Source organism: Streptomyces sp. NPDC050264 (assembly GCF_040655895.1).
Taxonomy (GTDB): domain Bacteria; phylum Actinomycetota; class Actinomycetes; order Streptomycetales; family Streptomycetaceae; genus Streptomyces.
Genome location: NZ_JBFAKV010000034.1, coordinates 13,679 through 36,669, shown reverse-complemented (window position 1 = coordinate 36,669; position 22,991 = coordinate 13,679). Strand labels below are relative to the sequence as shown.

20 protein-coding genes, 2 pseudogenes and 1 riboswitch are annotated in these 22,991 nt (G+C 71.7%); of the genes and pseudogenes, 8 read left to right on the top strand and 14 right to left on the bottom strand.

Annotation, left to right across the window (positions count from 1 at the left end; all coding sequences use genetic code 11):
- Positions 1-141: 141 nt before the first annotated feature.
- The 3 genes from AB0J02_RS39050 to AB0J02_RS39040 are packed head-to-tail and all read right to left on the bottom strand — an operon-like array spanning position 142 to position 3,175.
- On the bottom strand, positions 142-990 hold the full coding sequence (locus tag AB0J02_RS39050; RefSeq protein ID WP_363198647.1) for a carbohydrate ABC transporter permease: 849 nt from the start codon (positions 988-990) through the stop codon (positions 142-144).
- The gene (locus tag AB0J02_RS39045; protein WP_363198646.1) at positions 990-1,925 is read right to left on the bottom strand and encodes a sugar ABC transporter permease; all 936 of its coding nucleotides are present in this window, start codon (positions 1,923-1,925) and stop codon (positions 990-992) included. Before AB0J02_RS39045 ends, AB0J02_RS39050 begins: the two co-directional genes overlap by 1 nt.
- Positions 1,922-3,175 carry a sugar ABC transporter substrate-binding protein gene (locus tag AB0J02_RS39040; RefSeq protein ID WP_363198645.1) on the bottom strand — a complete coding sequence of 418 codons (1,254 nt, stop codon included), beginning with the start codon at positions 3,173-3,175 and terminating at the stop codon, positions 1,922-1,924. Before AB0J02_RS39040 ends, AB0J02_RS39045 begins: the two co-directional genes overlap by 4 nt.
- Positions 3,176-3,488: 313 nt before the next feature.
- Here AB0J02_RS39040 and AB0J02_RS39035 point away from each other — a divergent pair, with 313 nt between their 5' ends.
- Positions 3,489-4,100, top strand: coding sequence for an SUKH-4 family immunity protein (locus AB0J02_RS39035; RefSeq protein ID WP_363198644.1), 612 nt, complete (start codon positions 3,489-3,491; stop codon positions 4,098-4,100).
- Between the two features lie 38 nt (positions 4,101-4,138).
- On the opposite strand, the gene AB0J02_RS39030 is transcribed toward AB0J02_RS39035, so the two are convergent.
- Entirely contained in the window at positions 4,139-4,501 is a 363-nt protein-coding gene (locus tag AB0J02_RS39030; protein WP_363198643.1) for a hypothetical protein, read from the bottom strand.
- A gap of 76 nt (positions 4,502-4,577) precedes the next feature.
- Here AB0J02_RS39030 and AB0J02_RS39025 point away from each other — a divergent pair, with 76 nt between their 5' ends.
- The 4 genes from AB0J02_RS39025 (at position 4,578) to AB0J02_RS39010 (ending at position 8,894) form a co-directional block, all read left to right on the top strand.
- Positions 4,578-5,129: a flavin reductase family protein gene (locus AB0J02_RS39025; RefSeq protein WP_363198642.1), complete on the top strand. Its 552-nt coding sequence runs from the start codon at positions 4,578-4,580 to the stop codon at positions 5,127-5,129.
- A gap of 111 nt (positions 5,130-5,240) precedes the next feature.
- Positions 5,241-5,774, top strand: coding sequence for a 2Fe-2S iron-sulfur cluster-binding protein (locus AB0J02_RS39020; protein ID WP_363198641.1), 534 nt, complete (start codon positions 5,241-5,243; stop codon positions 5,772-5,774).
- Entirely contained in the window at positions 5,771-6,766 is a 996-nt protein-coding gene (locus AB0J02_RS39015; protein ID WP_363198640.1) for a xanthine dehydrogenase family protein subunit M, read from the top strand. The genes AB0J02_RS39020 and AB0J02_RS39015 overlap by 4 nt, the downstream gene beginning before the upstream one ends.
- A gap of 31 nt (positions 6,767-6,797) precedes the next feature.
- Positions 6,798-8,894: a xanthine dehydrogenase family protein molybdopterin-binding subunit gene (locus AB0J02_RS39010; RefSeq protein ID WP_363198639.1), complete on the top strand. Its 2,097-nt coding sequence runs from the start codon at positions 6,798-6,800 to the stop codon at positions 8,892-8,894.
- Positions 8,895-8,909: 15 nt separating this feature from the next.
- Here the strand turns inward: AB0J02_RS39010 and AB0J02_RS39005 are convergent, their stop codons facing one another.
- Both AB0J02_RS39005 and proP read right to left on the bottom strand, forming a co-directional pair.
- Positions 8,910-9,320 carry an ATP-binding protein gene (locus AB0J02_RS39005; RefSeq protein ID WP_363198638.1) on the bottom strand — a complete coding sequence of 137 codons (411 nt, stop codon included), beginning with the start codon at positions 9,318-9,320 and terminating at the stop codon, positions 8,910-8,912.
- Between the two features lie 96 nt (positions 9,321-9,416).
- Entirely contained in the window at positions 9,417-10,955 is a 1,539-nt protein-coding gene (gene proP / locus AB0J02_RS39000; protein ID WP_363198637.1) for a glycine betaine/L-proline transporter ProP, read from the bottom strand.
- 225 nt (positions 10,956-11,180) lie between these two features.
- On the opposite strand from proP, the gene AB0J02_RS38995 reads away from it, so the two are divergent.
- Together AB0J02_RS38995 and AB0J02_RS38990 are read left to right on the top strand one after the other, a co-directional pair.
- Positions 11,181-11,444, top strand: coding sequence for a GlsB/YeaQ/YmgE family stress response membrane protein (locus AB0J02_RS38995; RefSeq protein ID WP_363198636.1), 264 nt, complete (start codon positions 11,181-11,183; stop codon positions 11,442-11,444).
- A gap of 209 nt (positions 11,445-11,653) precedes the next feature.
- Entirely contained in the window at positions 11,654-14,779 is a 3,126-nt protein-coding gene (locus tag AB0J02_RS38990; RefSeq protein WP_363198635.1) for a discoidin domain-containing protein, read from the top strand.
- A 237-nt stretch (positions 14,780-15,016) separates the two neighbouring features.
- Here AB0J02_RS38990 and AB0J02_RS38985 read toward each other — a convergent pair.
- Positions 15,017-15,478: pseudogene (locus AB0J02_RS38985) on the bottom strand (chlorophyllase); the annotation flags it as partial.
- A 5-nt stretch (positions 15,479-15,483) separates the two neighbouring features.
- Here AB0J02_RS38985 and AB0J02_RS38980 point away from each other — a divergent pair.
- Positions 15,484-15,648: pseudogene (locus AB0J02_RS38980) on the top strand (TetR family transcriptional regulator); the annotation flags it as partial.
- 21 nt (positions 15,649-15,669) lie between these two features.
- Here the strand turns inward: AB0J02_RS38980 and AB0J02_RS38975 are convergent.
- The 7 genes from AB0J02_RS38975 to AB0J02_RS38945 all read right to left on the bottom strand — a co-directional run bounded on the left by AB0J02_RS38975 (position 15,670) and on the right by AB0J02_RS38945 (position 22,885).
- A complete protein-coding gene (locus tag AB0J02_RS38975) occupies positions 15,670-16,272 on the bottom strand; it encodes a class F sortase (protein ID WP_363198634.1) in 603 nt (200 codons plus the stop codon).
- A gap of 75 nt (positions 16,273-16,347) precedes the next feature.
- Positions 16,348-16,716 (bottom strand): LPXTG cell wall anchor domain-containing protein, encoded by a 369-nt coding sequence (locus tag AB0J02_RS38970; RefSeq protein ID WP_363198633.1) that lies wholly within the window; start codon positions 16,714-16,716, stop codon positions 16,348-16,350.
- Between the two features lie 135 nt (positions 16,717-16,851).
- Positions 16,852-18,816, bottom strand: a complete 1,965-nt coding sequence (locus AB0J02_RS38965) for a HAMP domain-containing sensor histidine kinase (protein ID WP_363198632.1) — start codon at positions 18,814-18,816, stop codon at positions 16,852-16,854.
- Complete coding sequence (locus tag AB0J02_RS38960; RefSeq protein WP_363198631.1) at positions 18,803-19,525, bottom strand: response regulator transcription factor; 723 nt, start codon at positions 19,523-19,525, stop codon at positions 18,803-18,805. Before AB0J02_RS38960 ends, AB0J02_RS38965 begins: the two co-directional genes overlap by 14 nt.
- Before the next feature lie 51 nt (positions 19,526-19,576).
- A complete protein-coding gene (locus AB0J02_RS38955) occupies positions 19,577-20,485 on the bottom strand; it encodes a class I SAM-dependent methyltransferase (protein ID WP_363198630.1) in 909 nt (302 codons plus the stop codon).
- A gap of 96 nt (positions 20,486-20,581) precedes the next feature.
- Entirely contained in the window at positions 20,582-21,277 is a 696-nt protein-coding gene (locus AB0J02_RS38950; RefSeq protein WP_363198629.1) for an alpha/beta hydrolase, read from the bottom strand.
- 159 nt (positions 21,278-21,436) lie between these two features.
- On the bottom strand, positions 21,437-22,885 hold the full coding sequence (locus AB0J02_RS38945) for a cytosine permease (RefSeq protein WP_363198628.1): 1,449 nt from the start codon (positions 22,883-22,885) through the stop codon (positions 21,437-21,439).
- Positions 22,877-22,975: riboswitch (TPP riboswitch) on the bottom strand. Its footprint overlaps the gene before it by 9 nt.
- Positions 22,976-22,991: the final 16 nt, after the last annotated feature.

Here is a 22,991-nt window from a genome sequence, read left to right as displayed (position 1 = left end):
GGTCGATCCGGGGGGCGCCGCCCCACACCGGAATACCCAGACGCTATTTGCTCGAAGTTGACGCGTCAATGGCTGTTTGAATCAACTTTACGCATTCGATGTCCAGGTCACGGCGCGACATCCGCCCAGCCGAACAGCCGCTCAGTCGATTCCCGAGCGCTCCACCCCCGCCACGATCCACCGCTGGAACAGCAGGAACACCACCAGCAGCGGCACGATCGACACCGCGGCCGCGATGAACAGCTCGTGCAGGCGCACCACTTGAGACGTACTGAACGCGGACAGGGCCACCTGCACCGTCCACGCGTCGCGGTCCTGCCCGATGACCAGCGGCCACAGGAACGCGTTCCACGCCCCGATGAAGACGATGGTGCCGACCGCCGCGAAGACGGGCCGGGCGTTCGGCACGACCACGAGCCAGTACGTGCGCCAGTAGCCGAGCCCGTCGACCCGGGCCGCGTCCTCCAGTTCCCCGGGGAAGCCGAGGAAGTACTGCCGGAAGACGAAGCAGGCGAACGCGGAGAACAGCGTCGGGACGATGAGCCCGCGCAGGGTGGAGACCCAGCCCAGCGACGACACCAGGACGAACGTGGGAACGAACGTCACCGCCGCCGGAACCATGAGCGTGCCCAGGATTGCGTAGAAGACCTTGTTCGCGTGGCGGTACGGGATGCGGGCGAGGCCGTACCCGGCGAGCGAGGCGAGGAGCAGGGTGCCCAGCGTCGTCGCGACGGCGATGAGCGCCGAGTTGAGGAGGGAACGCGCGAAGGGAACGGAGGTGTCCCCGAACAGTTCGCGCAGATTGCCCCACTGCACGCGCGACGGGAAGAACGTCCAGTCGGGCGAGGTGATGTCCTGCTCGGTGGCGAGTCCATTGCGGACGAGCAGGTAGAACGGAATGAGGAACAGCGCCGCCAGGGCGATCAGCAGCACGAGTCGCAGGGCTCGCCCGGCGCGGACGAGGGCGTCGCCTTCTTGGACGGGCGGCATCAGTCCGCCTCCTTCCTGCCGAGTCCGAACCACCGCGCCTGCCCGGCCGTCACCACCGCGATGATCAGGGCGAGCAGCACCGCTCCGGCACTGCCGAGGCCGAGGTTCTGACCCTGGCCGAGGGCCGTGTAGTAGAGGTAGACGAGCGGCGGGCGCGCGTAGGGCGGGTAACCGCGGGCGTCGGACAGCAGGTTGTAGAACTCGTCGAAGGCCTGGAAGGCGTTGATGACGAGCAGCAGCACGACGGCCACGGAGGTGGCGCGCAGCTGGGGGAACGTGATGTGCCGGAACACCTGCCAGCCGGGCCGGGCCCCGTCGACGGCCGCCGCCTCGTAGAGGGTCGGGCTGATCCGCTGCAGGCCCGCCAGGAGGAGGATCATGTAGAAGCCCGCCTGGAGCCACAGCCGTACCGTGACGATGACCAGCCAGTACCAGGGCGGGTCCGTGGTGGACAGCCAGGCGACCGGGTCGGAACCGGCGTAGCCGAGCAGGGTGTTGGCGAGGCCGAACCGTACCCCGTTGAAGAGGGACATCTTCCAGATCAGCGCGGCGACCACGTAACTGCAGGCCGCGGGGAGGAAGAACACCGAGCGGAAGAACGCCTGGGCGCGCCGCAGCCGGTTGACCATCAGGGCGAGCGCGAGCGAGGCGGCGTAGGTCGTCGGGACGATGAACAGGGTGAAGACGCAGAAGGTCATGAGGCTGCTGCGGAACGCGTCGTCCCGCAGCAGCGCGAGGTAGTTGTCGAGGCCGACGAAACGGTCGGGAGTGACGGTGTTGTGGGCGTCGAAGAAGCTCAGCCAGACACTCCAGGCGAGCGGGACGTAGGTGAACAGGCCGAGGCCGAGGACGAAGGGGCCGACGAAGACCCAGAACCACCACGCGCGGTTGCGTTCGGCCCGCCGTCCCGGCGCGTGCGGCTGTGGGCCGCTCACTTGGACGTCACGCGGGCCAGCTCCGCCGACACCTTCCGTACGACGCTCTTCAGCTCGCTCTCCGGGTTCGCGCCGTCCTTGATGACACGGTTGAGCGCGTCCTGGTACGCGGTCTGGGCCGCCGGGGTCCACAGCAGCGGCTGCGCGAACCCGTGTTCGGTGGTGAAGCGGACGGCGTCCGCCGCCGCGCCGTCCTTGAGCTTGTCCGCCTTCTTCGCGAGCGAGATACGGGCCGGGATGTGGAAGCCGTACCCGAGCGCGAAGTCCTCCTGGTAATCGGTACGGTCGATCCACAGCCACTTCAGGAAGTCCTTGCCCGCCCGCTGGTGCGCGCTGCGTGTGGAGACCGCCGCGGCGTACGCGCCGACCGGCACGGACGGAGCGCCGTGCGTGCCGTCCTCGGGGAACGGCAGCACGCCGAAGTCGTCGCCGAGCGCCTTCTCGATCGCGGGCAGCGCCCACAGCCCCGACCACTGCATGGCCGTGAGTCCCTGGGTGAACGCCGACGGGTCCGACCAGTCGGTGGGCGCCCCGAGCAGCAGTGACTTGTCCGCGTACAGCTGGTGCAGCTTGGCGAGGGCGCGGGCGGCCGCCGGATCGTCGAACCCGACCTTGCCGTCGTCGGTGACGAGCGAGAGACCGGCGGCGTAGAGCGGGGTGCCGCCGAGGACGCCGGCGCCGGCGTCGTTGCCGAGGAAGAGCCCCTTGACCTTCTTGTCCGTCAACTCGGCCGCGGCTGCGACGAGTTCGTCCAGGGTCCGGGGCGGCCGCACCCCGGCATCGTCGAGCAGGCTCTTGCGGTAGAAGAGCATCTGCATGTCGATGACCTGTGGGATGCCCCAGATCTTGCCCTCGTGCGTCTTCGGGGCAAGCACCGCCGGATTGAAGTCGTCCTTGACGCCTTCGAAGAGGTCGGTGAGGTCCGCCACCTGCTTGCCCCGGATCTGGTCCAGGGTCGGGCCGTTGACCTCGAACACGTCGGGCCCCGACTTCGTCAGCAGGGCGGCCGCCGTCTGCTGATCGTAGTTGCCAGGCCGCCACTGGACGTCGACCCGCGCCTTCTTATAAGCGGCGGCGTACTTCTTCACGGCCTGCTCGGTGCCCTGCTCGCCGTACTGGTGGTACCACTGCGACAGTTCCGGTCCGCTGCCGGACCCACCCGCACCTTCACGGCCCGTGTTGGACCCGCAGGCGGTGAGCAGTCCGAAGGCGGCGCCGGTGGCGAGCAGTCCCCTGCGGCTGATGGTCATGTCGGTTGTCCCCAGTCTCCATCGGCCGGGCGCTCTTGATGTCGACCCGGCGGTCTCGGTGCGGTGCGAACCTCGTGTGTCTGTCCCGAGGGCCCAACGATCAACCCTGCACGTGGTTTTCGACAGGGGTGCTACGGGCGTGTGGCGGCGTCTTCCGGGGTATCGCCGCTCCGGCACGGAATACCCCGCCCTCGGACAACAAGTTCGTTCCGTAAAGCGTTCGTTCCGTAAAGTGGGCCGCGACAACGCTGTTGTCGCGGCCCATTCCCTGCACCAACGGCGCCCGTGCGCCGCCGAGTTCGGAGTCCCGGCAGTGCTTTTCGACGTCACCCGCGGTGAACTCGCCGACCTCTTCGGCGAGGACCGGCTCGCGACCCTGCCCGCCACCGCTTTCCCGCCCGCCACCGCGGACACCGAGGGCGCCCGCCTCCTGCGGACCGTCGGCGCCCCCACCGGGACGCTCTGGCTGCGTGGCGGCGACGAGGACTCCGGCCGGCTGCCCCTCGTCCGGGACGTCGTCGACGCCGAGGACTTCGAGGACGCCCCGCGGGACGCGGGCGACTGGCCCGTCATCGGCTGGCTGCTCAACGCCCATCTCGCCCTCGCCCCCGGTTCCGGCAAGGTGCATGCCTTCGACGCCGACGAGGAGACCGTGCGGGAACTCCACACGGACGTCTCCTCACTCGTCCAGGTCACCCTCCGCTTCCAGCGCCTGCTCGAGGAGTTCACCTTCAGCGGCGACGACCGCGACGAGGAAGCCGATTTCGAGCGCCTGGAGCGCGAGGTGGAGCGTGTCGTTCAGGAGACGAGCAGCATCGACCCGCTCCCCTTCCAGGACGACGAGACCGTCTGGTCGGTGGTCGGCGAGGAGATCGCCGCGGGCCAGCGCTTCCAGGGCGACAGCCCGGCGGCCCGCTCGCTCTGACCGACCGGTCCCGCCGCCCCGCCGGCAGAAACGAGGTCTCAGCCTCTCCCGCCGGGGAACCCGGAATCCTGTGGCCGCCCGAGCAGCACCTCCACCTCGTCCGCGACAGGACGGACCTCGCGCACGCCCCACACCCGTTCGGCCATCGGGGTGCCCGCGGCCGTGGTGTACGCCTCGACGGCCAGGGCGAGATCGCCCCGTTCCGACAGCAGGAGTTCTGCCCGCGCGGTGACGTCGTCGGAGAAGCGCAGCGTGACACCGACCGGTGCGGGAGCGGCGGCGAAGCCCACAGGATCGGGCAGCTCCCCGATCCGGCAGCGGGCTCCGGCGAAGAGGTGGGTGTGGGCGCACTCGGCCGGGAAGGAGCCGTCGGGTGCGGAGCCGGGGTGCGGAGCGGGCATGAGGGTCTCCGAGATGCGCCGGGGTAGGTGGCCACGGGCCCGGCGGACGTCCCACCAGCGCGGAAGGAGCAGGCACATGGCTGCGCGTCGCATCACGGCAATCGCATCACAGGACGGAGGACCCCGCCCGGGGCGGGAGGAGACCGTGGCCGGGTTCGGCGCCTTCACCGCTTTGGCCGACGCCCCCGTCCACGTGGTCACCATGGCCGCCCACGGTGAACGCGCGGGCTGCCTGGTCGGCTTCGCCGGGCAGTGCTCCATCGAACCGGTCCGGTTCGTCGTATGGCTGTCCAAGGTGAACCACACCTACCGTCTCGCCCGGACGGCGCAGACTCTGGTGGTCCACCTTCTCGACCGCCGGCAGCACCGTCTCGCCGAGCGGTTCGGGGCTCTCTGCGGCGCCCGGCACGACAAGTTCGCGGACCTGGACTGGTCCGAGGGCCCCGACGGGGCGCCGGTCCTGACGGACGCGCTCGCGTCGTTCGCGGGCCGCGTCCACGACCGGTTCGACGGCGGCGACCACGTCGCGTTCGTCCTGGACCCGGACCGCGTCCGGATCTCTCCGAAGGACCGGGGACCCGCGCTCTCGCTGCGGGACACGCTCGACATCGACGCCGGACACCCGTAGGGCACGAGCGCGAAGCGGCCCTCTCGGGGTGCCGCACCGTGCTGCCTGGCACAGGCTTGGTACGCGCCACGTCCATCGCAGCCGACGCGTCACCCGAGGGAGCAGTACACGATGCCCACCGATGCCTTCCATTCGGAAGTGTCTCTGACGGTCAATGGCAGCCCGTACTGCCTCCCTCTCAACCACCGCACGACGGTGCTGGACGTCCTGCGCGAACAGCTCGGTCTCATCGGCGCAAAGAAGGGCTGTGACCACGGCCAGTGCGGCGCCTGCACGGTGCTCGTCGACGGCCGGCGCGCGAACAGCTGCCTCATGCTGGCCGTCGCCCACGAAGGTGCCGACATCACCACGGTCGAGGGTCTGCGCGGTGCGGACGACGACTCCCTGCACCCTCTCCAGCAGGCCTTTCTGGAGCGCGACGCCTTTCAGTGCGGGTACTGCACGCCGGGGCAGCTCTGTTCGGCCGTCGGCGCCATCGCCGAGGCCGCCGCGGGAGACGCCTCCCATGTCACGCTCCCCGGCGCGGCCAACGGCGCGCCCGTGACGCTGACCAGGGACGAGATCCGTGAACGGCTCAGCGGCAATCTGTGCCGCTGCGGCGCCTACCCGCACATCGTCGAAGCCGTGGAGGACGTGGTCCGATGAAGCCCTTCACCTATGTCCGCGCCCGCACGGTCGACGAAGCGACCGCGGCCCACGCGGGCCAGGCAGATTCCCGATATTTGGGCGGCGGCACCAACCTCGTCGACCTGATGAAGCTCGGCGTGGAACAGCCGCGGACCCTCATCTCCGTCGATGATCTGCCCCTGAACTCCGTGGACGAACTTCCCGACGGCTCCCTTCGCGTGGGTGCCACGGTGAGCAACAGCGGCCTCGCCGCCCATCCCCTGGTCCGGGACCGCTACCCCGTACTGGCGCAGGCGCTGCTCGCCGGCGCGTCGGGCCAGTTGCGGAACATGGCCACGACCGGCGGCAACCTGCTCCAACGCACCCGCTGCCCCTACTTCCAGGACACGGCGAAGCCGTGCAACAAGCGGGAGCCCGGGTCCGGGTGCGGCGCGCGGGACGGCGTCCACCGTGATCACGCCGTCCTCGGCCACTCGGCGCAGTGCATCGCGACGCACCCCTCCGACCTCGCGGTCGCGCTCGCCGCGCTCGACGCCCAGGTCGAACTGCGCGGCGCCGCTGGCCCTCGCACCCTCCCCCTGACGGAGTTCCACCGGCTGCCCGGCGACCGGCCGGACCGCGACACCGAGATCGAGCACGGTGAGCTCATCACCGGTGTGCTCCTGCCGCCCGCGGCCGCCGGACTCCCCTCGGCGTACCGCAAGGCCCGCGACCGGGCGTCGTACGCCTTCGCGCTGGCCTCCGTGGCCGTGATCCTCGACGTGCGGGACGCCGCCGTCCACGATGTCCGTATCGCGTTCGGCGGCCTTGCGCACCGGCCCTGGCGGGCGCACCGTGCCGAGCGGGAACTGGTGGGCGGGCCCGCGACCGACGACGCGTTCGGGCGGGCCGTCGACGCCGAGCTCTCCGCCGCCGTGCCCCTGCGGGACAACGCCTTCAAGGTTCCTCTCGCCCGCAACCTCGCCTGCGACGTGCTGAGGCGCCTGGCCGGCGCCCCCGCCGCTTCCTGACTCGCCGCCTCCGCCCACAGGGAGAGACAACATGCCGGACACGGTCAGCGCACTCGGTTCGCCCGCGGGGCGCAGGGAAGGCCCCGCCAAGGTGACCGGGACCGCCCGCTACGCGGCGGAACACACGCCCCCAGGATGCGCCTACGCCTGGCCGGTCCCGGCCACTGTGGCGCGCGGCACGGTGACCGGCATCGCCGACGAGGAAGCCCTGGCGCTGCCCGGTGTCGTCGCCGTGCTCACCCACCAGAACGCGCCGCGCCTGACCGAGCCGGACGACGCGACCCTGGGCGTGCTGCAGGACGCGCGGGTCCCGCACCGGGGGTGGTACGTCGCTCTCGTCGTCGCCGACACCCTGGAAACGGCTCGTGAGGCGGCTGCCGCCGTGCGCATCGCCTACGCCGAGGAGCCTTTCGAGGTGACCCTGCGCGCCGACGACCCCGCCGCCTACGTGCCGGAGGACTCGGACGGCACCTCCGGTGAACACGTACGCGGCGACGCAGACGCCGCGTTCACCTCCGCTGCCGTCCATGTCGACGTCCAGTACCGGGTGCCGCCCTTGCACAACCACCCCATGGAGCCGCACGCGGCCACCGCCACCTGGCAGGACGGACGGCTGACCGTCCACGACTCCAGCCAGGGCAGCACCACGGTGCGCGACACCCTCGCCGACCTGTTCGCCCTGCCGAGGGAACAGATCACTGTCGTCTCCGAGCACGTCGGCGGCGGCTTCGGCTCCAAGGGAACGCCCCGCCCCCACGTGGTACTCGCCGCCATGGCGGCCAAGGTGACCGGACGGCCGGTCAAACTCGTCCTTCCGCGGGGGCAGTTGCCCGCTGTGGTCGGCCATCGCGCCCCCACCCTGCACCGCGTGCGGCTCGCCGCCGAGGCGGACGGCACGCTGACCTCCGTGGTGCACGAGGTCACCGCCCACACCTCACGCATCAAGGAGTTCATGGAGACGGGCGCCGCCGCCACGCGCGTCATGTACCCCTCCCCGCACGCCAGGACCACCCACCGCGTGGTGCCCCTCGACGTGCCCACCCCGTCCTGGATGCGGGCCCCCGGCGAGGCACCGGGCATGTACGCGCTGGAGTCCGCGATGGACGAACTCGCCGTCGCCCTGGACATCGACCCCGTCGAACTGCGCCTGCGCAACGACACCGACACCGAACCGGACAGCTCCCTGCCCTTCAGCAGCAGGCACCTCGCCGAGTGCCTGCGCGAGGGCGCCCGGCGCTTCGGCTGGTCCCGGCGCGACCCGCGCCCCCTCTCGCGCGCCGAAGGAACCGTGCTGATCGGCACCGGGATGGCCGCGGCGACCTACCCGACGCTCGTCTCCCCGAGCCGGGCGAGCGCCCACGCCCACCCGGACGGCAGCTTCGAGATCCGGGTCAACGCCACCGACATCGGCACGGGCGCCCGTACGGTGCTCGCCCAGGTCGCCGCCGACGCGCTCGGTGTGCCGCTGGACCGGGTGCGTACCGAGATCGGCGACAGCGACCTGCCGGCGGCGCCGCTCGCGGGCGGCTCGTCCGGTACGGCTTCCTGGGGGTGGGCCGTCCACGCGGCCAGTACGCGACTTGCCGAGAGCCTGGCAGAGCGGCAGGGGCAGCCGCTGCCGCCCGAGGGCCTGCACGCGAAGGCCGACACCAAGGGCACCGCCGACGCGGACAGCGACTATGCCCGTCATGCGTTCGGCGCACACTTCGCGGAGGTCGGCGTCGACAGCGTGTCCGGCGAGGTCCGGGTGCGCCGGCTCCTCGGTGTGTACGCGGCCGGGCGCATCCTCAACCCCCGTACCGCGCGCTCGCAGTTCATCGGCGCGATGACGATGGGGCTGGGGATGGCGCTGACGGAGGGCAGCACGATGGACGCCGCCTTCGGCGACTTCACCGAACGCGACCTCGCCGCGTACCACGTGCCCGCCCACGCGGACGTGCCCGACATCGAGGCGTACTGGGTCGACGAGGACGATCCCCATCTCAACCCCATGGGCAGCAAGGGGATCGGGGAGATCGGCATCGTCGGCACGGCCGCCGCCATCGGCAACGCCGTTCACCACGCCACCGGGGTCCGGCTGCGCGAACTGCCCCTCACACCCGACCGGATCCTGAACGGCGAGGCGTGAAGAACCCGGGCGACGTCAGGTGACGTAGTCCGGGCGGAAGCATGCGGTGACGTCCTTGCCGCGCGGGCACGGGTAGGCCCGCCAGGTCTCCGCCAGCGCGTCGATGAGGAGCATGCCGCGGCCGCCGAGCGCCTCGTCGTCCGGTTGCCGCGGTTCGGGCGGGCTCGGCGAGGAGTCGTGCACGGTGACGTGCAGGCAGTCGCCGTCCCAGGTCAGCACGAGCTGGGCGGCGCTGCGCGCGTGCACGTGCGCGTTGGTGACCAGCTCCGACACGGCCAGCAGCACCGAGTCCACCGTGTCCGGCGCGCTGCTCAGCCACCCGAGCGACGCAAGGTGGTCACGGGTCCAGTCCCGGGCCGCCTTCACCCCACTGCTCACCGGCAGCGAACGGGCCCACCCCACCGCGCGCAGCGAGGAATCGTCCATCGTCGTGGCTCCTAGTCCGTCGAGGGTTGTCCTACGTGTGCCCTCGAACCGCACGATGAGACGACCCTTTCGGGGGCCGTGGCGTCCCGCGCCGCGTCACTCCTTCCGCTCGGGCTTCTCCGAACGGTCGCGGCCGCCGAGGGGATGCCACAGCCGCAGCCACACATCGCGGGCGTGCCGCCCGGCCTCCGTACGACTGCGCGCCACGAGCTCGCGGGCCTCGTCGGGCGTCTCGACCATCGGCCCGGACCCGCGCAGCGGACGGCCCGCCGTCTCGTGCAGGAAGAACGTCGAAACGAGCCCGATCACTCCGGCCACCATCAGATAGAACGCCGGCACCAGCGTGTTGCCGGTCGCGTCGACCAGGAACGAGGCGACCAGCGGAGTGGTGCCGCCGAAGAGGGAGACCGAGATGTTGAAGGCGATCGACAGGGCGCCGTAGCGCAGCCGGGTCGGGAACAGGGCCGGAAGGGTGGCCGCCGCCGTCCCGGCGAAGCAGACCAGGAGCAGGCCGAGGATCACGCAGCCGAACGCGGGCAGCAGAATGCCGCCTTCTCTGATCAGCAGGAACGCGGGTACGGCCAGGGCGATCATCGCGATGCTGCCGCCCATGAACATGGGGCGTCTGCCCCACCGGTCCGAGCTGCGGCCGACGACGGTGATCGTGAGCACCACCAGCAACATCGTCCCGAGGACCAGGAGTTGCGCGGTGGTGTCGCTCTCCCCCAACGTCACGGTCATGTAGGTCGGCAGATAGGACGTCACCATGTAGTTCGTGACGTTGTAGAGCAGCACGAGCCCCATGCAGATCAGCACGGCCTGCCAGTGACGGGTGAAGATCTCCTTGAGCCGGCCCTTCCCGGACTGCCGTGCTTCCTCGACGGGGTCGCTGTCCTCGCCCTCCCCCGTGTCCCGCTCGGCCGCCTCGTTGGCCGCCTCCTTCTGGAACGCGGGGGTCTCCTCCAGCTTCAGACGCATGTACAGGCCGATGAGTCCGAGCGGTCCGGCGACGAAGAAGGGAATGCGCCAGCCCCAGCTCTCCAGTCCGTCGGAGCCCAGCGTCAGCGTCAGTACGGTGACCAGTCCGGAGCCGAGGGAGTAGCCGACGAAGGTGCCGAAGTCGAGCCAGCTGCCGAGGAATCCACGCCGCTGGTCGGGCGCGTACTCGGCGATGTAGGTCGTGGCGCCCGCGTATTCGCCGCCGGTGGAGAAGCCCTGGACCAGCCGGCACAGGAGCAGCAGCAGCGGCGCGGCGAACCCGATCGAGGCGTACGACGGCAGGAAGCCGACCGCGAAGGTGCTGGCCGCCATCATGATCATGGTCGTGGCCAGGACCTTCTGCCGGCCGATACGGTCGCCGAGCGGTCCGAAGACCAGGCCGCCCAGCGGACGGACGAGAAACGCCGCGGCGAACGTGGCGAACGTGGAGACCACCTGGGCGCCGGGCGAACTGGACGGAAAGAAAACTTTTCCGATGGTGCCCGCCAAATAGGCGTAGACGCCGAAATCGAACCACTCCATGGTGTTGCCGAGTGCGGCGGCCGTCACCGCGCGCCGGACCGTCGGCCGGTCCGACACCGTCACGTCCTCGGGGCTCAGGGATTTCTTGCGCTGCCGCAAAAGGGTGCGCGCCATACGATCCGTCGCCGACCGGGACCTGCGTGTCGCCCCTTTCACCATCAGGCTTTTCTCTCCCTGTGTCGGCGCCGTTCGTCTCGGCGTCAAATTAAGCCGGTCCCATGAGACCGGCAACTTCGTCGGCGCGGGTGAAGAGGACCTTCGTCCCGGTGTACGACGCCGAGACCGGGAAAGAGGGAACGCACAGATACGGAAACTGAGAAGTAGGGAAGGGACGAACTCGTGGGCATCATCGCCTGGATCCTGATCGGACTCATCGCGGGAGCGATCGCCAAGGCACTCACTCCGGGCAAGGACCCCGGCGGCTGCCTCATCACGATGCTCATCGGCATCGTCGGAGGTCTCCTCGGCGGCTGGCTCGGCAAGGTGATCTTCGGCGTCCACTCCATCAACGGCTTCTTCAGCCTGTCCACGTGGATCGCCGCGATCGTCGGCTCGGTGATCGTGCTGCTGCTCTACCGTCTGGTGACGGGACGCTCTCGCTGACGCACGTACCCACTCGTCGGCAGGCCGCGCAGAACCGCTCACGAAGCGGCTTGGCGCGGCCTGCCGACGTGTGCGGTGGCCTGCCGGCCAGGACGACGCCGCGTGGATCAACCACCCCTGTCACACCCGTTGACGTTCCTTCGAAGGTCATCGAAGAATGGGCGGCGCTCCCTTGTGACAACGTTGTCCACAGCGAAAGGCCACGCCCCGTGCCGCTCATACCCCACCCGGTCGACCGCCGACGGTTCCTTCAACTCCTCGGCGTCACCGGCACCGTGGCCGCTCTCCCGGCGGCCCTCGGCACCTCCGCGGCACGGGCGGACGGCGGCGCCGGCACCCCTCCCGACGCCGTCGCCGCCACGTACCACCGCGTCCTGCTCCACCACACGCGCTGGTCCGAGACGCAGTGGGACGACGCCAAGGGCTACTACACGGACAAGGACTTCGGCTTCGCCGTGGTCCTCGGCAACGCCGTGCTGCTGACGCACGGCACCTACGACGCCGGCAAGGCCGGCATCGACCGGGACACGCTCAAGCGGCGGACCCTCGCCACCCTCCGCCACTTCGCCGCCTCGAACCGGCTGACCGGCGGAACCCAGTGGGGCCGCAAGCTCTTCTTCGACACCACGTTCCAGTCGTACTTCATCCTCGCCGCGCGCCTGCTGTGGGACGACCTCGACACCGCGACGCGCACCGCCGTCGACACCATCACCCGTGAACAGGCCGCCTACACAACGGGGCTGGGCACCGGCGACGACCCCGACTCCGGGGACTGGACGCCGAACGGACTCAACGGCGGATACGTCGGGGACACCAAGCTGGAGGAGATGGGCCTGTACGCGCAGACGCTCGCGCCCGCCCTGGCCTGGGCCCCGGACGACCGGCGCCGCTCCGCCTGGGCCACCGCCTACGGCACCTGGTCCCGCAACGAGGCCGGGCTGCCGCCGGCCGACCTCGCCAATCCCGCGCGCGTGGACGGCGTCCCGGTCTCCCGCAACACCGCCCGCAACCTGTACGACACGTTCATCGTCGAGAACCACGGCTCCTTCGGCCCGCACTACCAGGAGGAGTTGTGGCGCACCTCGGGCCGCAACGCGGCGCACTTCCTCGCGGCCGGACAGCCCCTGCCCGAGGTCCTGACCGCGCAGCCGAACGCGCAACCGCTCTGGCGCACTCTCCTCGGTGTCATGAGCGACGCCGGCGAGCCGCTGATGCCGATGGTGAACGACCGCGAGCACCTGTACGGCAGAGACGTCATCCCGCTGGCCTTCCTCGCCCAGGTGACGGGCGACCGGGCCGCGGCCCGCGCGGAGGAAGAACTCGCCGCGCGCCTGGAGGCGTACCAGGCCTACCCGCCCGAGTACCGTCTGGCGAAGTTCTCGGGCGAGCCCAAGTACGAGCCGGAGGCCCGCGCCGAAGTCGCCATCAGCTACCTGCTGCACGTGTGGGCGGCCGCCGCCGGGCGCCGGGTGCGGCCGCTGTCCCGGACCGAACTGTTCACCCGGGCCGCGGGCGTCACCGACTTCGGCACGGGTCCCGGTCTCGTCTCCCACCAGACGACCGCGGCGTGGGCCGGTGTCGTCACCAAGCCCGGCTTCGTGAAGTTCGCGTGGCAACCCGCCCACGACGACTGGCTGTTCCGGCTCAGCGGCGGCACCCCGATGTTCCTGCCCGCGACCACGGCGAAGGTCACCGGCCGGACGGTACGGCTGTACGAGTCCGTCCGCGACGGGTTCGACGGCAGCGCGACGGTGCTGCGCCTTGACACCGGCTACGCCGGATACACGACGCTCCCGACGGGCGCGGTCGTCTACGCGACCACCGGAACTGCCGCCTCCGAAGGGCACCTCGAGGTCCACAACCTGACCATGCCGGGTGTGGCGGGCCTCGACGGCGCCCGCTCCTACCGCTACGAGGAAGGACAGACCTCGGTCCGGGCCAAGGACACCACGACCGCTCCCACCACCGGCCGCGTCGACGAACTCACCTTCGCCGCCGCCGAGGTACGACACGTCCGCATGCTCGGCGTGCGGCCCGACCCGACGTACGGCTACTCCCTGTACGCGTTCGAGGTCCGCCGCGGAGCCGACGGAACCGACGTGGCCCGCGGGCGTACCGCGACGGCGTCCTCCGCCGATACCGGGAAGGGACCGGCTCTGGCCGTGGACGGCGACGCGGTGAGCCGCTGGGCCGTGTCCGAGGCCGATCGCGGCCGCGCCGACAGCTGGTGGGCGGTGGACCTCGGCTCCGTCCAGGAGATCGACGCCGTCACCCTGCGCTGGGAGGCAGCCGCCGGGCGCGCCTACCGCGTCCAGGGCTCGGCCGACAGCGAGCACTGGGACGACCTCGCGCGCTGGCCGGCCCCGGCCGTGAGCAGCCGCGGCGGCTGGCTCGACATCGACGGCCGGGCCGGGCTCGTCGTCCGTGGCGGCGAGCACCCGATCGCGGTCTACGACGACACGGTCGTGCTGGCGGACGGCCCCGCGGCGCCGTTCGTGGCCGAGGGAGTTCCCGGTGCCTCGGCCACGACGCTGCGTGCCCTCGCGCGGACGGCGGCTCCCACGGCGGAGGACGACGCCGTGCGCGCCGCTCTCACCGACGATCACCTGAGCCTGTTCAACCTGTCGGACCGTTCGGTGACCACGCGGGTCGCCGTACCGCGGACGGGCGCGCGCAGGACGGTCTTCGAGGGCGTGCAGACCGTGACCCGGGACGGCATTTCCTACGAGGCCGTACTCGATGCCGCCGCGGCTCGTCTGCTCGCTCCCCGGTTCACCCTCACCGCCCTTTCGGGGCGAACGGTGCCCGCGTGGCTGCGTGTTCAGGTCGTCGACGGCGCGACGCTGCGTCTCTCCGGTGCGGCCTGCCGCCTGCGCGTCGAGGCCCAAGGACACAGCGCCGTCGCGACGGTACGGAACGGACGGACGACGACGGTCACCCTGCACGGCGCCGCCCCCTACCCGCACGACGATCTGGCGCTCGGGAAGAACGTCTTCCCGACCAGTCCCCTCCCCGCGGGCATGTCCGACCCGGTGGCCGTGACCGACGGCGATCCGGACACGGCGTGGACCCCGGGCCCCGACGGCCGTCTCGTCGTCGACCTCGGCGCGGAGCGAGAACTGCGTACGGTGGAGGCCGAGTGGAACAACGGCAACGCACCCGCGGGGCGGGTCGAGTTGAGCCGGGACGGCGTCACGTATCAGAGCGCGGGCACCGTCGGCGGTCACGGTCCGGTGCGCCGCCTCACCACCACCGGCACCGCCCGCTACGTCTCCTTCAAGGTCGCCGGGGCGCCCCGGCCCGGCACCAAGCTGGTCCGGCTGTCCGTGCAGTGACCCGACCCGCTTCTGTCCGACCGGTTCCGCTGCTGTCGATCCGCGCGCTGCGGCGTGCGGATCCCGGCCGGTGCCCGGCTCCCCCGGGTTGGCATGCGCCCCATGTCGGACGTCGCACCTCACCCCGAGCCGTTCACCCCGCGGACCGAGCCCGCCGCGATCGAGGATCTCCGCGCACGGCTGCGCGCCACGAACTGGCCGGACGCCGAGAGCGGCGCCGCTGCGCGACAGCTCCGTACGCACGGCCGACCAGTCGGCGTCCTCGATGCCGCGGGCGTGGCGCAGGTAGGCCCACGTGGCCCGCTGGAGCAGGGCGACGCGTGCGGGGTTCTCGTCCGTCGTCTCCCTGACCTCGTACCCCGCGATCCCGCCGAGCGAGTGCTCCGCGCCGAACAGGGTCAGCAGGCTCTTGTCACCCGGGCTCAGGACGTACGGGTCGGCCATCCACTCCGACCCCCTGACCGTCAGCGGCGAGTCGTCCTTGTCCCCTGTCACTACGAGCGTCGGCGTGGACATGTGCGTGAAGCCCGGGTTCATGAAGGGGAAGTGTTCGGCGGCGAACGGGCTGAGGTCGGCGCCTCCCGTACCGGCCGTGGCGAGCGGCACGCCGGCCTTGATCCGCGGGTCGGACAGATCGTCGCCCGTCCCGCTCACCGGGTCGAGGACGCGCAGGCCCAGCAGGTTCCCCGTCGTCTGGCCGCGGATTGCTCGACGCCGCGGCCGAGGCGGGCGAGATCCGCCCCGACATGGATGCCTACGAGCTGATGCGCGGCGTCGGCGGCCTCTGCGCGGGCGCCGGTGCCGCATCCCGGTACGACGCCCGCCGCATGATCGGGATTCTCGTCGCGGGCCTGCGGCTGACCCACTGATGATCCGGGGCCCGGCACCGCTCAGGGCTGCGCGAGTTCGGCGTACACGATGAGGTTGTCCACGGGGTGGCCCTGCGTGTCGAACGCTCCGTCGCAGGTGATCAGGCGCAGGGCGCGATCGTTCGTGGACCCGTAGACCTTCTTCGTCGGGAAGGCCCTCTTGCTGACCGTCTCGGTCGCCGTGACGGTGAAGTGGGCCGTCTTTCCAACGGAGTTGCGTACGGCGACGTCCGCGCCTTCGCGGAGATCGCGCAGGTCGTGGAAGACGGCCTTGCCGAACCTCGTGTCGTTGTGCCCGATGATCACTGCCGCTCCGCGCTCGCCCGGCACCGCTCCGCCCGTGTACCAGCCGGCGGTCATGCCCTGCCGTGCGGGCGGGACCTCGACGGTGCCGTCCTGGTTCAGGCCGAGCGGGAGGAGCGCGCTGTCCACGCCGATGGAGGCGATGGTCACCCGGTCGGGCTCGGCGGACGCGGTGCGCTCGGGCGCGGGGGTGCGGACGGCGGCCGGGGTGTCGTCGGCGTCGCCGCTGATACGGGCGCCCGCGCCCGACGAGCACGCGGTGAGCGAGGCGAGGAGGACGAGCACGGGCAGAGCGACCGCACGCCACGTCGGCTGGTGCACAAAAGACTCCTGGGGCGGGAAGGAAGGGGCGCCGCCCGGGGAACGGGCGACGCCAGGAAGAAGCGAGCAGGTCGCTCAGCGCTGCGACGCGCGGCGGCGCAGCACGACCGTGCCCGCGCCCGCGAGGAGTGCGGCCGCGGACAGCGAACCGATGAGCGCGGTGGAGGTGTCGGCGGAGCCGTCGCCGGTCGCCGGACGTTCGCCCGCGGCCACTCCGCCGCGCGGCGCCTGTGCGGCGGCGGCCCGCTTGCGCGCCTCGTCGGTGTCCCGCGCCGGGGCGGGACTCTTGTCGGCCTTCTCGGCGGCCGCGCGGTCGCTCGCCACCGGCTTGGGCGTGGTGTCGGAGGCGAGTGCGGTACCGGCCGGGACGAGCACCCCGGCGGCCACGGCGGCGGCGACGGCGGCGGACCGCAAGGACAGGTGGCGGGACGGTCGGTGGGACATGGTGGTGACTCCAATGCCTGGTCGCTCACGGCCGGCCGGCCGTGAGATGCCGATCGCCGGGCGGCAGCCCTTGATCGACGGACTCAGACTTGCGCGGAGTTGTGAGGAAACTGTCAGACGGCTGTGGTCATCCCATCAGGGCCGGTCCGTGGCGGCCGGGCCCGCGAGCGGAAGCCGCAGCGCGAAGACCGATCCCTCACCCTCCGTGCTGGCCGCCGTCGCCGAACCGCCGTGCGCCTGCGCGAGTTTGCGCACGATCGACAGGCCGAGGCCGCTGCCTCCGGTGCGCCGGCTGCGGGACTTCTCCGCGCGCCAGAAGCGGTCGAAGACGTGGGGCAGGTCCGCCGCGGAGATGCCGCTGCCGGTGTCGGCGACCTCCACCACGACCGACCCGCCCGACTCGCCCGTGCCGGTCGGGTCGGTCGCGTAGGCCCGCAGGGTGACCGTGCCGCCATGGCCCGTGTGACGTATCGCGTTCGACACGAGGTTGGCGACCGCCTGCCGCAGCCGTACGGGGTCGGCCGTCAACTGCGGTACGGGCAGCCCCGACCGGGCCACGGACAAGGTCACGCCCGCCGTCTCCGCGCGCACGTGGTGGGCCGCGGCGACCTGACCGAGCAGTTCCTCCACGTCCACCGGGCGCGGGTGCAGGCGCAGCGCGTCCGCGTCCGCCGCCGCCAGGTCCTGGAGGTCGTCGATGAGGTGCTGCAGTTGCACGGCCTCTTCGAGGAGCGAGGCGATGAACGCCGGATCGGGGTCGGCGACTCCGTCCTGCGCGGCCTCCAGCCAGCCGCGAATGGTGCTCAGCGGGGTGCGCAGTTCGTGCGCGACGTCGCTCACCATCGCCTTGCGCTGTTCCTCCAGACGCGTACGGTGCGCCGACATGTCGTTGAACGCCGCCGCGAGTCTGCCGATCTCGTTGTCCGCCGTCACCGGTACCGGCTCTGTCTCGCGGCCGTCCTTCAACCGCTGGGCCGCGCCGGTCAGGGCGTACAGCGGTCGTACCAGGCGGGTGCCGGCGAGCACGGACGCCCCCACGGTCAGGGCGAGGACGAGAGCGGCGACGCCGGCGATCTTCGCCGTGTTCAGGGGGGACAGATCGAAGCCGGGGACCGTGGTCCCGCCCTGGTCGCCGATGAACAGGAGCACGGGCGCCGCGACGTACGAGGTGAGCTGTTCGCGACGGGCCGTACTCACGCAGGAGGCGACCGTGCGGTCGTCCTCGGTCCCGGTCACGCCCGGGACCGGGGACGGAACCGGGGCCGGAACCGTGCCGCGGGCCTTCGCCGCCTCCTGGTCCGCCACCGGGCGCGGTCCTTGCTGCCAGGTGAGGTCGAGTGCGAGATCGACGCGGTGGTGGTCCTGCCGCTCGAGACAGGAGTTGGTGAGGCGGGTCAGGGAGGTGAGTGCCTTGCTCTCGGTCGCCGTCGGCTCGTCGAGCGCGTCCGTCGCGCACTTGAGGGCTCCCTGGTCGGCGCCGCCGGAGCCGACGGCCTCCACCCGGGGGCGCCCGCTCGGAGCGACCACGATGTCGGCGCCGACTCCGAGCGCGCGCAGGCAGGACGTGTTCCGCTCGGCGAGGCCGTGCAGCGTCGACCGCTCGGTGGCGGGCAGCCGGAACGGGCCGACCGCTCGCGCGTCGATCCGGTCCGTCGTCGCGGTCGGCGCCGTCGCGGTCGGCGCGCCCGTCCGGCCGGCGGCGAGCGCCGTGTCCACGGTCAGCGGGTCGACGGTGGCGGAGGCCTGAGCGGGCAGTGTGCCCGCTGTCGTGTGCCCCGCCGAGTCGGCGAGCGGAGCGCGCGTCTGGGTCGTCACGGTGATGTGGCGTCCGGTGGAGCGGGCCAGTTCGCGCACGGTCGCGTCGACGCCGTCCCACCGGGGGTGCGTGGCGGCGTACCCGAGAAGGGTGTCGTAGATCCTCGTGTCGTCGGCGAGGTTCTGGCCCTGCTCCTGCTTGATGGCGCCGGATGTGGTCTGCACGGCGAGCCAGGCCGTCGCCGCCACGGAACAGGTGGCGACCAGGACGGAGACGCCCAGCAGCCTTCCGCGCAGGCTCTTGCGCAACGGCGGCCGATCGGTGGCGGCCCTACGCCGAAGCATCGCGGGCGCCCTTCGCCGGGTCCGTCAGCTTGTAGCCGACACCGAACACGGTGAGCAGACGGACCGGGCGACGCGGTTCGGGTTCGATCTTCTTGCGGAGGTTCATGACGTGCACGTCGACCGTGCGATCGCCTATGTACCGGTCGAATCCGTGCAGTTCGGCGAGGAGCAGCTGCCTGCTGAAGACCCGGCCGGGTTCGGCCGCCATCGCGGCGAGCAGCCGGAACTCGCCCGGTGTGCACTCCACGGGCGCGCCGTCGACCGACACCTCGTGCCGGCCGGGATCGACGACCAGCGAGCCGACCCTGAACTCCGCGGGGCCGGGCGAGGCGGGGCCGCCGCGGTGGGTGCGGCGCAGCAGCGTACGGACCCGGGCCATCAACTCCCGCGGGCTGTACGGCTTCGTCATGTAGTCGTCGGCGCCCAGGTCGAGGCCGAGCAGCAGATCGTCCTCGGTGCTGCGGGCCGTCAGCATCAGTACCGGAATCTCGCGCGCCTCGGCCCGCAGCACCCGCACCACGTCCAGGCCGTCGGCCCGGGGCATCATCACATCGAGGACGAGCAGGTCGGGTTCCTTGTGCCGGATCTCCTCGATGGCCTGCCGCCCGTCCCGTACGACGGTGACGGCGTGGCCTTCCCGCTCCAGGTAGCGGCGGACCAACTCGGCCTGCTTCTCGTCGTCTTCGGCGACCATGACGTTTGCGCACACCCCGCAGAGCGTAAGCGAGGCGCGCTGCGGTCAGGAACGGGCTACAGGCGGTCAGGAACCGGTCACGGCCGGTCGGCGGGCGATCCACAGTTGTCGCTTGGTGCGCACCACGAGGTCGTCCCGGTGGCGCACGTCCCGCGCGCCGCCGTCCAGGAGCGTGTCGAGCGCCGCGAGGTCGGCGGCGTCGACGAGGCCGTCGACAGCCCCGCGGATGCGGCGCAGGACGAGGTACGCGTACTGCCCGGCGCTCTCGGGCAGCGCGCTGTCGGCGTCCAGCCGCAGCTGCTCGGTCTGCTCGTACTCGATGCCGAAACCGGCCGCCGCCAGGACGGGGCCCCAGTCGGATCCCAGGTGAGGTACCTGTTCGGCGTGGAGGGCCGTCAGCGCGGTGCGGCACCGGGCTTCCAGGCCCGGGCGGTCGGGCACGGCGTCCTCGGGCAGGAAGTAGGGCTGACCGTCCAGTTCGGCGACGGCCAGGAGCCCGCCGGGGCGCAGCGCGGCGAAGATGACGTCCATGGCCGCGGCGGGATCGTCCAGGTGGTGCAGGGACGCCGAGGCCCAGACGAGGTCCGCGTCGCTGACGCCCGGGAGGCTCTCCCCGGCGTCGGCCAGTACCGGGCGCACGCGCGCGGCGAGGTTCCTGGCGGCAGCGGTCCGGGTCAGCTGTTCCAGCATGTCGGCGGAGCTGTCGACGGCGGTGACCCGGGCGTCGGGAAACTGTCGCAGCAGCCCGAAGGTGCCCGTGCCGCTGCCGGCGCCGAGGTCCACGATGTGCCGGACGCCGCCTTCCGACAGTTCCGCGATCTTGCGGTGCACGGAGTCGAGGTAGGCGGCGAACAACTCGGCATCGAGATCGAGGATCTGCGCGAGGTCGTCCCGAGGCTGCTCGGTGTCGTGCGCGTGCGCGTGGGAGTCCTGGTGCCCATGAGGGCCGTGACCTGCGGATACGTGGTGCGTCATGGGATCAACGGTACGCATGTACGCCCGTAACGCATAAGGACTTGCCCAGGACGCAAGAAGGTTCCGCTCCCCGAGGCTCGGCGCGCAAGGTCCGGATCACGTCTGCCCGGCGAGGTCGATGAGGTGCCCGGCCGTTCCGGCAGGGTCGACGAGCTGGTGGAGGTGGGCGCCCGGCAGGCAGGCCACACGCCAGCCGCGGTCGCGCGCCTCGGCGGCAAGGTCTTCGTACGGCGGGCCGAAGAGGAGGTAGGAGCACGGATGGTCGTCCCAGCCGTCGGGGACCGGGATGCGCTGCTCGTAGTAGGACAGCGGCAGCGTGGGCTGCTCCTCGACGACCGTCCGCCGCACCGTCGCGTCGGCGAACATGGGAGCGATGTCCGCCTCGTCCCACCAGTCGGTCCAGCGGGGCAGCCTGCCGTCCACCGCCATCGGGCGGAGGAACTCCAGCAGTTCGGGTGGGGCGACCGGTGTCGGCCCGATCCGGTCCGGCAGCGCGGCGTCGACGAACACCGAGCCGGCCACCGGGTGGTCGAGGCCCGCGCGGATCGCCGGGAGGAACAGGCCCGCGTTGCTGTGCGCCACCAGCACGACGGGGTCGGCGGCGGGGAGCTGCCGGAGATCGTCGCGGACGGCATCGACGATGCCGGGCCAGAACGGCGGAGCCCCGGCGCCGATGTGCAGCAGGGACGGCACCCGGACCCGGTGACCCGCCGCGGTCAGCCGCTCGGCCACGGGGTGCCAGGTCGAGGGGCCCACCGACGGACTGTGCACGAGGACGAAGACCGGCTGCATGGGACGATCCTGACGGCCGGGCCGTCGAAGCCGCGACCGTCTTGGCCGACAGCAGAACCGGGACGGTGTCCCGCTGCGCCGTATCGGGCACGCATCGGGCCGGTGATCCCGGGTTCTGCAGCCGTCAGCGGCACCCGACGCCCAGGCCTCGCGACGAAGCTAGCGGTCCGCCGCAGCCCCGCCCAACGCTTTTTCGCCCGACCCCCTTTTTCGCAGCCTGATCGGCGCGTAGACGGCGAGCGCGGTGACGAAGGCGACGTAGTAGCCGAGGTCCGCGCCGTGCAGCGCCTCGGCCACGGGGCCGACGAAGAGGCTCGTGTTCATGAACGGGACAGTGGCGGCGAACGCGGCGAGGAACGCCAACAGTGCGGGCAGGAGCGGCTGTTGACGCGTCTGCTCCTCGGCGAGGTCGAGGCGGGCGCCACCTCGCGCGCGGGCCCGGGCCAGCCAGTCGACGATGACGACGGCGACGAAGCCGGGGATCCAGTACCCCACGAACAGGAGCACGTTCTGAAAACGGGCGGCGGTGTCGGCGGCATGCATCCACAGCACCAGCGGGTACCCGAGGAGCGCGGCGAGTGCGGCGGCGAGCGGGCGCGGCAGGCGGGCTCCGATCACCTGCAGGGCGAGAGAGCCGCTGTAGTCGTTCATCGCGTTGCTGCACAGCGCGGCCAGCGCCACGGCGAGGAGCCCGAGCGAGCCGATCACCCCGCCGCCCAGCAGCGTGTCGACGCCCTGCGCGGTCTGGTCGGTGAAGACGGAGGCGCCCCAGAGTCCGAGCGCCTGCACGGCGGTGAAGGACACGACGACGCCCGCCAGCGTGCACCAGAACATGCGGGCCGGTGAGGTGGCGCGGGGCAGGTAGCGGCTGAAGTCGCTGGCGTACGGCGCCCAGGAGACGGCCAGGCTCAGCGCGATGGTGGTGGTCAGGGCGAACGCGCCGACGCGGTCGGCGCCGTGTGCGCCACCGTGGCCCGCGGGCGTGACGCCTGCGTGCGCCAGCCGCAGCGCCAGGGCGCAGAAGGCGACCGCGAGGACGGCCGTCATCCACTTCTGCAGCCGGTGGATCGCCTCGTAGCCCAGCGCGCCGAACGCCCCCTGCGCCGCCATCATCACCAGCGCCCCCAGCCAGAACGGCCAGCCGCAGAGCCGGGCGAGCGCGTCTCCGCCGAACAGGCCGATGAGCGCGTCCCAGGCGATGGACGAGAGCCATTGCAGGGCGCCGGGTACGACGACCGCCCGGCCGAACGCCAGCCGGGCGAGCGGGAGTTGACCCGCGCCGGTGCGGCTGCCCCACGTACCGAGGTACGCGGTGGGCACCGCGCCGAGCACAGTGCCCAGGACCACGGCGGCCAGCGCGGTGGCGAAGTCCAGGCCGAGGGCGATGCCGACCGTGCCGGTGAAGACGCCGCTCATCGTCAGGTTCGGCGCGAACCACACGGTGAACAGCCTTCCGGCGCCGCCGTACCGGTGGTCCTCGGGGACGGGGGCGATGCCCCGCGCCTCGGGGCGCCAGTCCCCCGGCGCGGTGGGCATGCGCCCGTCGAAAGCGCCCGCGCCCTGCCGCTCGGCGGCGCGCGGGTCCGTGGAAGCGTGCGACATCGACATCGCTGACATCCCTCCGCCAGTGCTAACTGGTTCAGGTTCTACGGGTGTGATCTCAGCCCTCGCTGTCGCGGGGCACCCCGTGTCGGGCAGTACCGGTGCGAACAGT

Bases quoted from the DNA above. Each gene is read 5' to 3' on its own strand.
- proP (WP_363198637.1), bottom strand. From the start codon at position 10,955: ATGGCGCGCACCCTTTTGCGGCAGCGCAAGAAATCCCTGAGCCCCGAG.
- AB0J02_RS38955 (WP_363198630.1), bottom strand. From the start codon at position 20,485: ATGACGCACCACGTATCCGCAGGTCACGGCCCTCATGGGCACCAGGAC.
- AB0J02_RS38950 (WP_363198629.1), bottom strand. From the start codon at position 21,277: ATGCAGCCGGTCTTCGTCCTCGTGCACAGTCCGTCGGTGGGCCCCTCG.
- AB0J02_RS39020 (WP_363198641.1), top strand. From the start codon at position 5,241: ATGCCCACCGATGCCTTCCATTCGGAAGTGTCTCTGACGGTCAATGGC.
- AB0J02_RS39025 (WP_363198642.1), top strand. From the start codon at position 4,578: ATGGCTGCGCGTCGCATCACGGCAATCGCATCACAGGACGGAGGACCC.
- AB0J02_RS39015 (WP_363198640.1), top strand. From the start codon at position 5,771: ATGAAGCCCTTCACCTATGTCCGCGCCCGCACGGTCGACGAAGCGACC.
- AB0J02_RS38945 (WP_363198628.1), bottom strand. From the start codon at position 22,885: ATGTCGATGTCGCACGCTTCCACGGACCCGCGCGCCGCCGAGCGGCAG.
- AB0J02_RS39040 (WP_363198645.1), bottom strand. From the start codon at position 3,175: ATGACCATCAGCCGCAGGGGACTGCTCGCCACCGGCGCCGCCTTCGGA.
- AB0J02_RS38970 (WP_363198633.1), bottom strand. From the start codon at position 16,716: ATGTCCCACCGACCGTCCCGCCACCTGTCCTTGCGGTCCGCCGCCGTC.
- AB0J02_RS39010 (WP_363198639.1), top strand. From the start codon at position 6,798: ATGCCGGACACGGTCAGCGCACTCGGTTCGCCCGCGGGGCGCAGGGAA.
- AB0J02_RS39050 (WP_363198647.1), bottom strand. From the start codon at position 990: ATGCCGCCCGTCCAAGAAGGCGACGCCCTCGTCCGCGCCGGGCGAGCC.
- AB0J02_RS39005 (WP_363198638.1), bottom strand. From the start codon at position 9,320: ATGGACGATTCCTCGCTGCGCGCGGTGGGGTGGGCCCGTTCGCTGCCG.
- AB0J02_RS39030 (WP_363198643.1), bottom strand. From the start codon at position 4,501: ATGCCCGCTCCGCACCCCGGCTCCGCACCCGACGGCTCCTTCCCGGCC.
- AB0J02_RS38965 (WP_363198632.1), bottom strand. From the start codon at position 18,816: ATGCTTCGGCGTAGGGCCGCCACCGATCGGCCGCCGTTGCGCAAGAGC.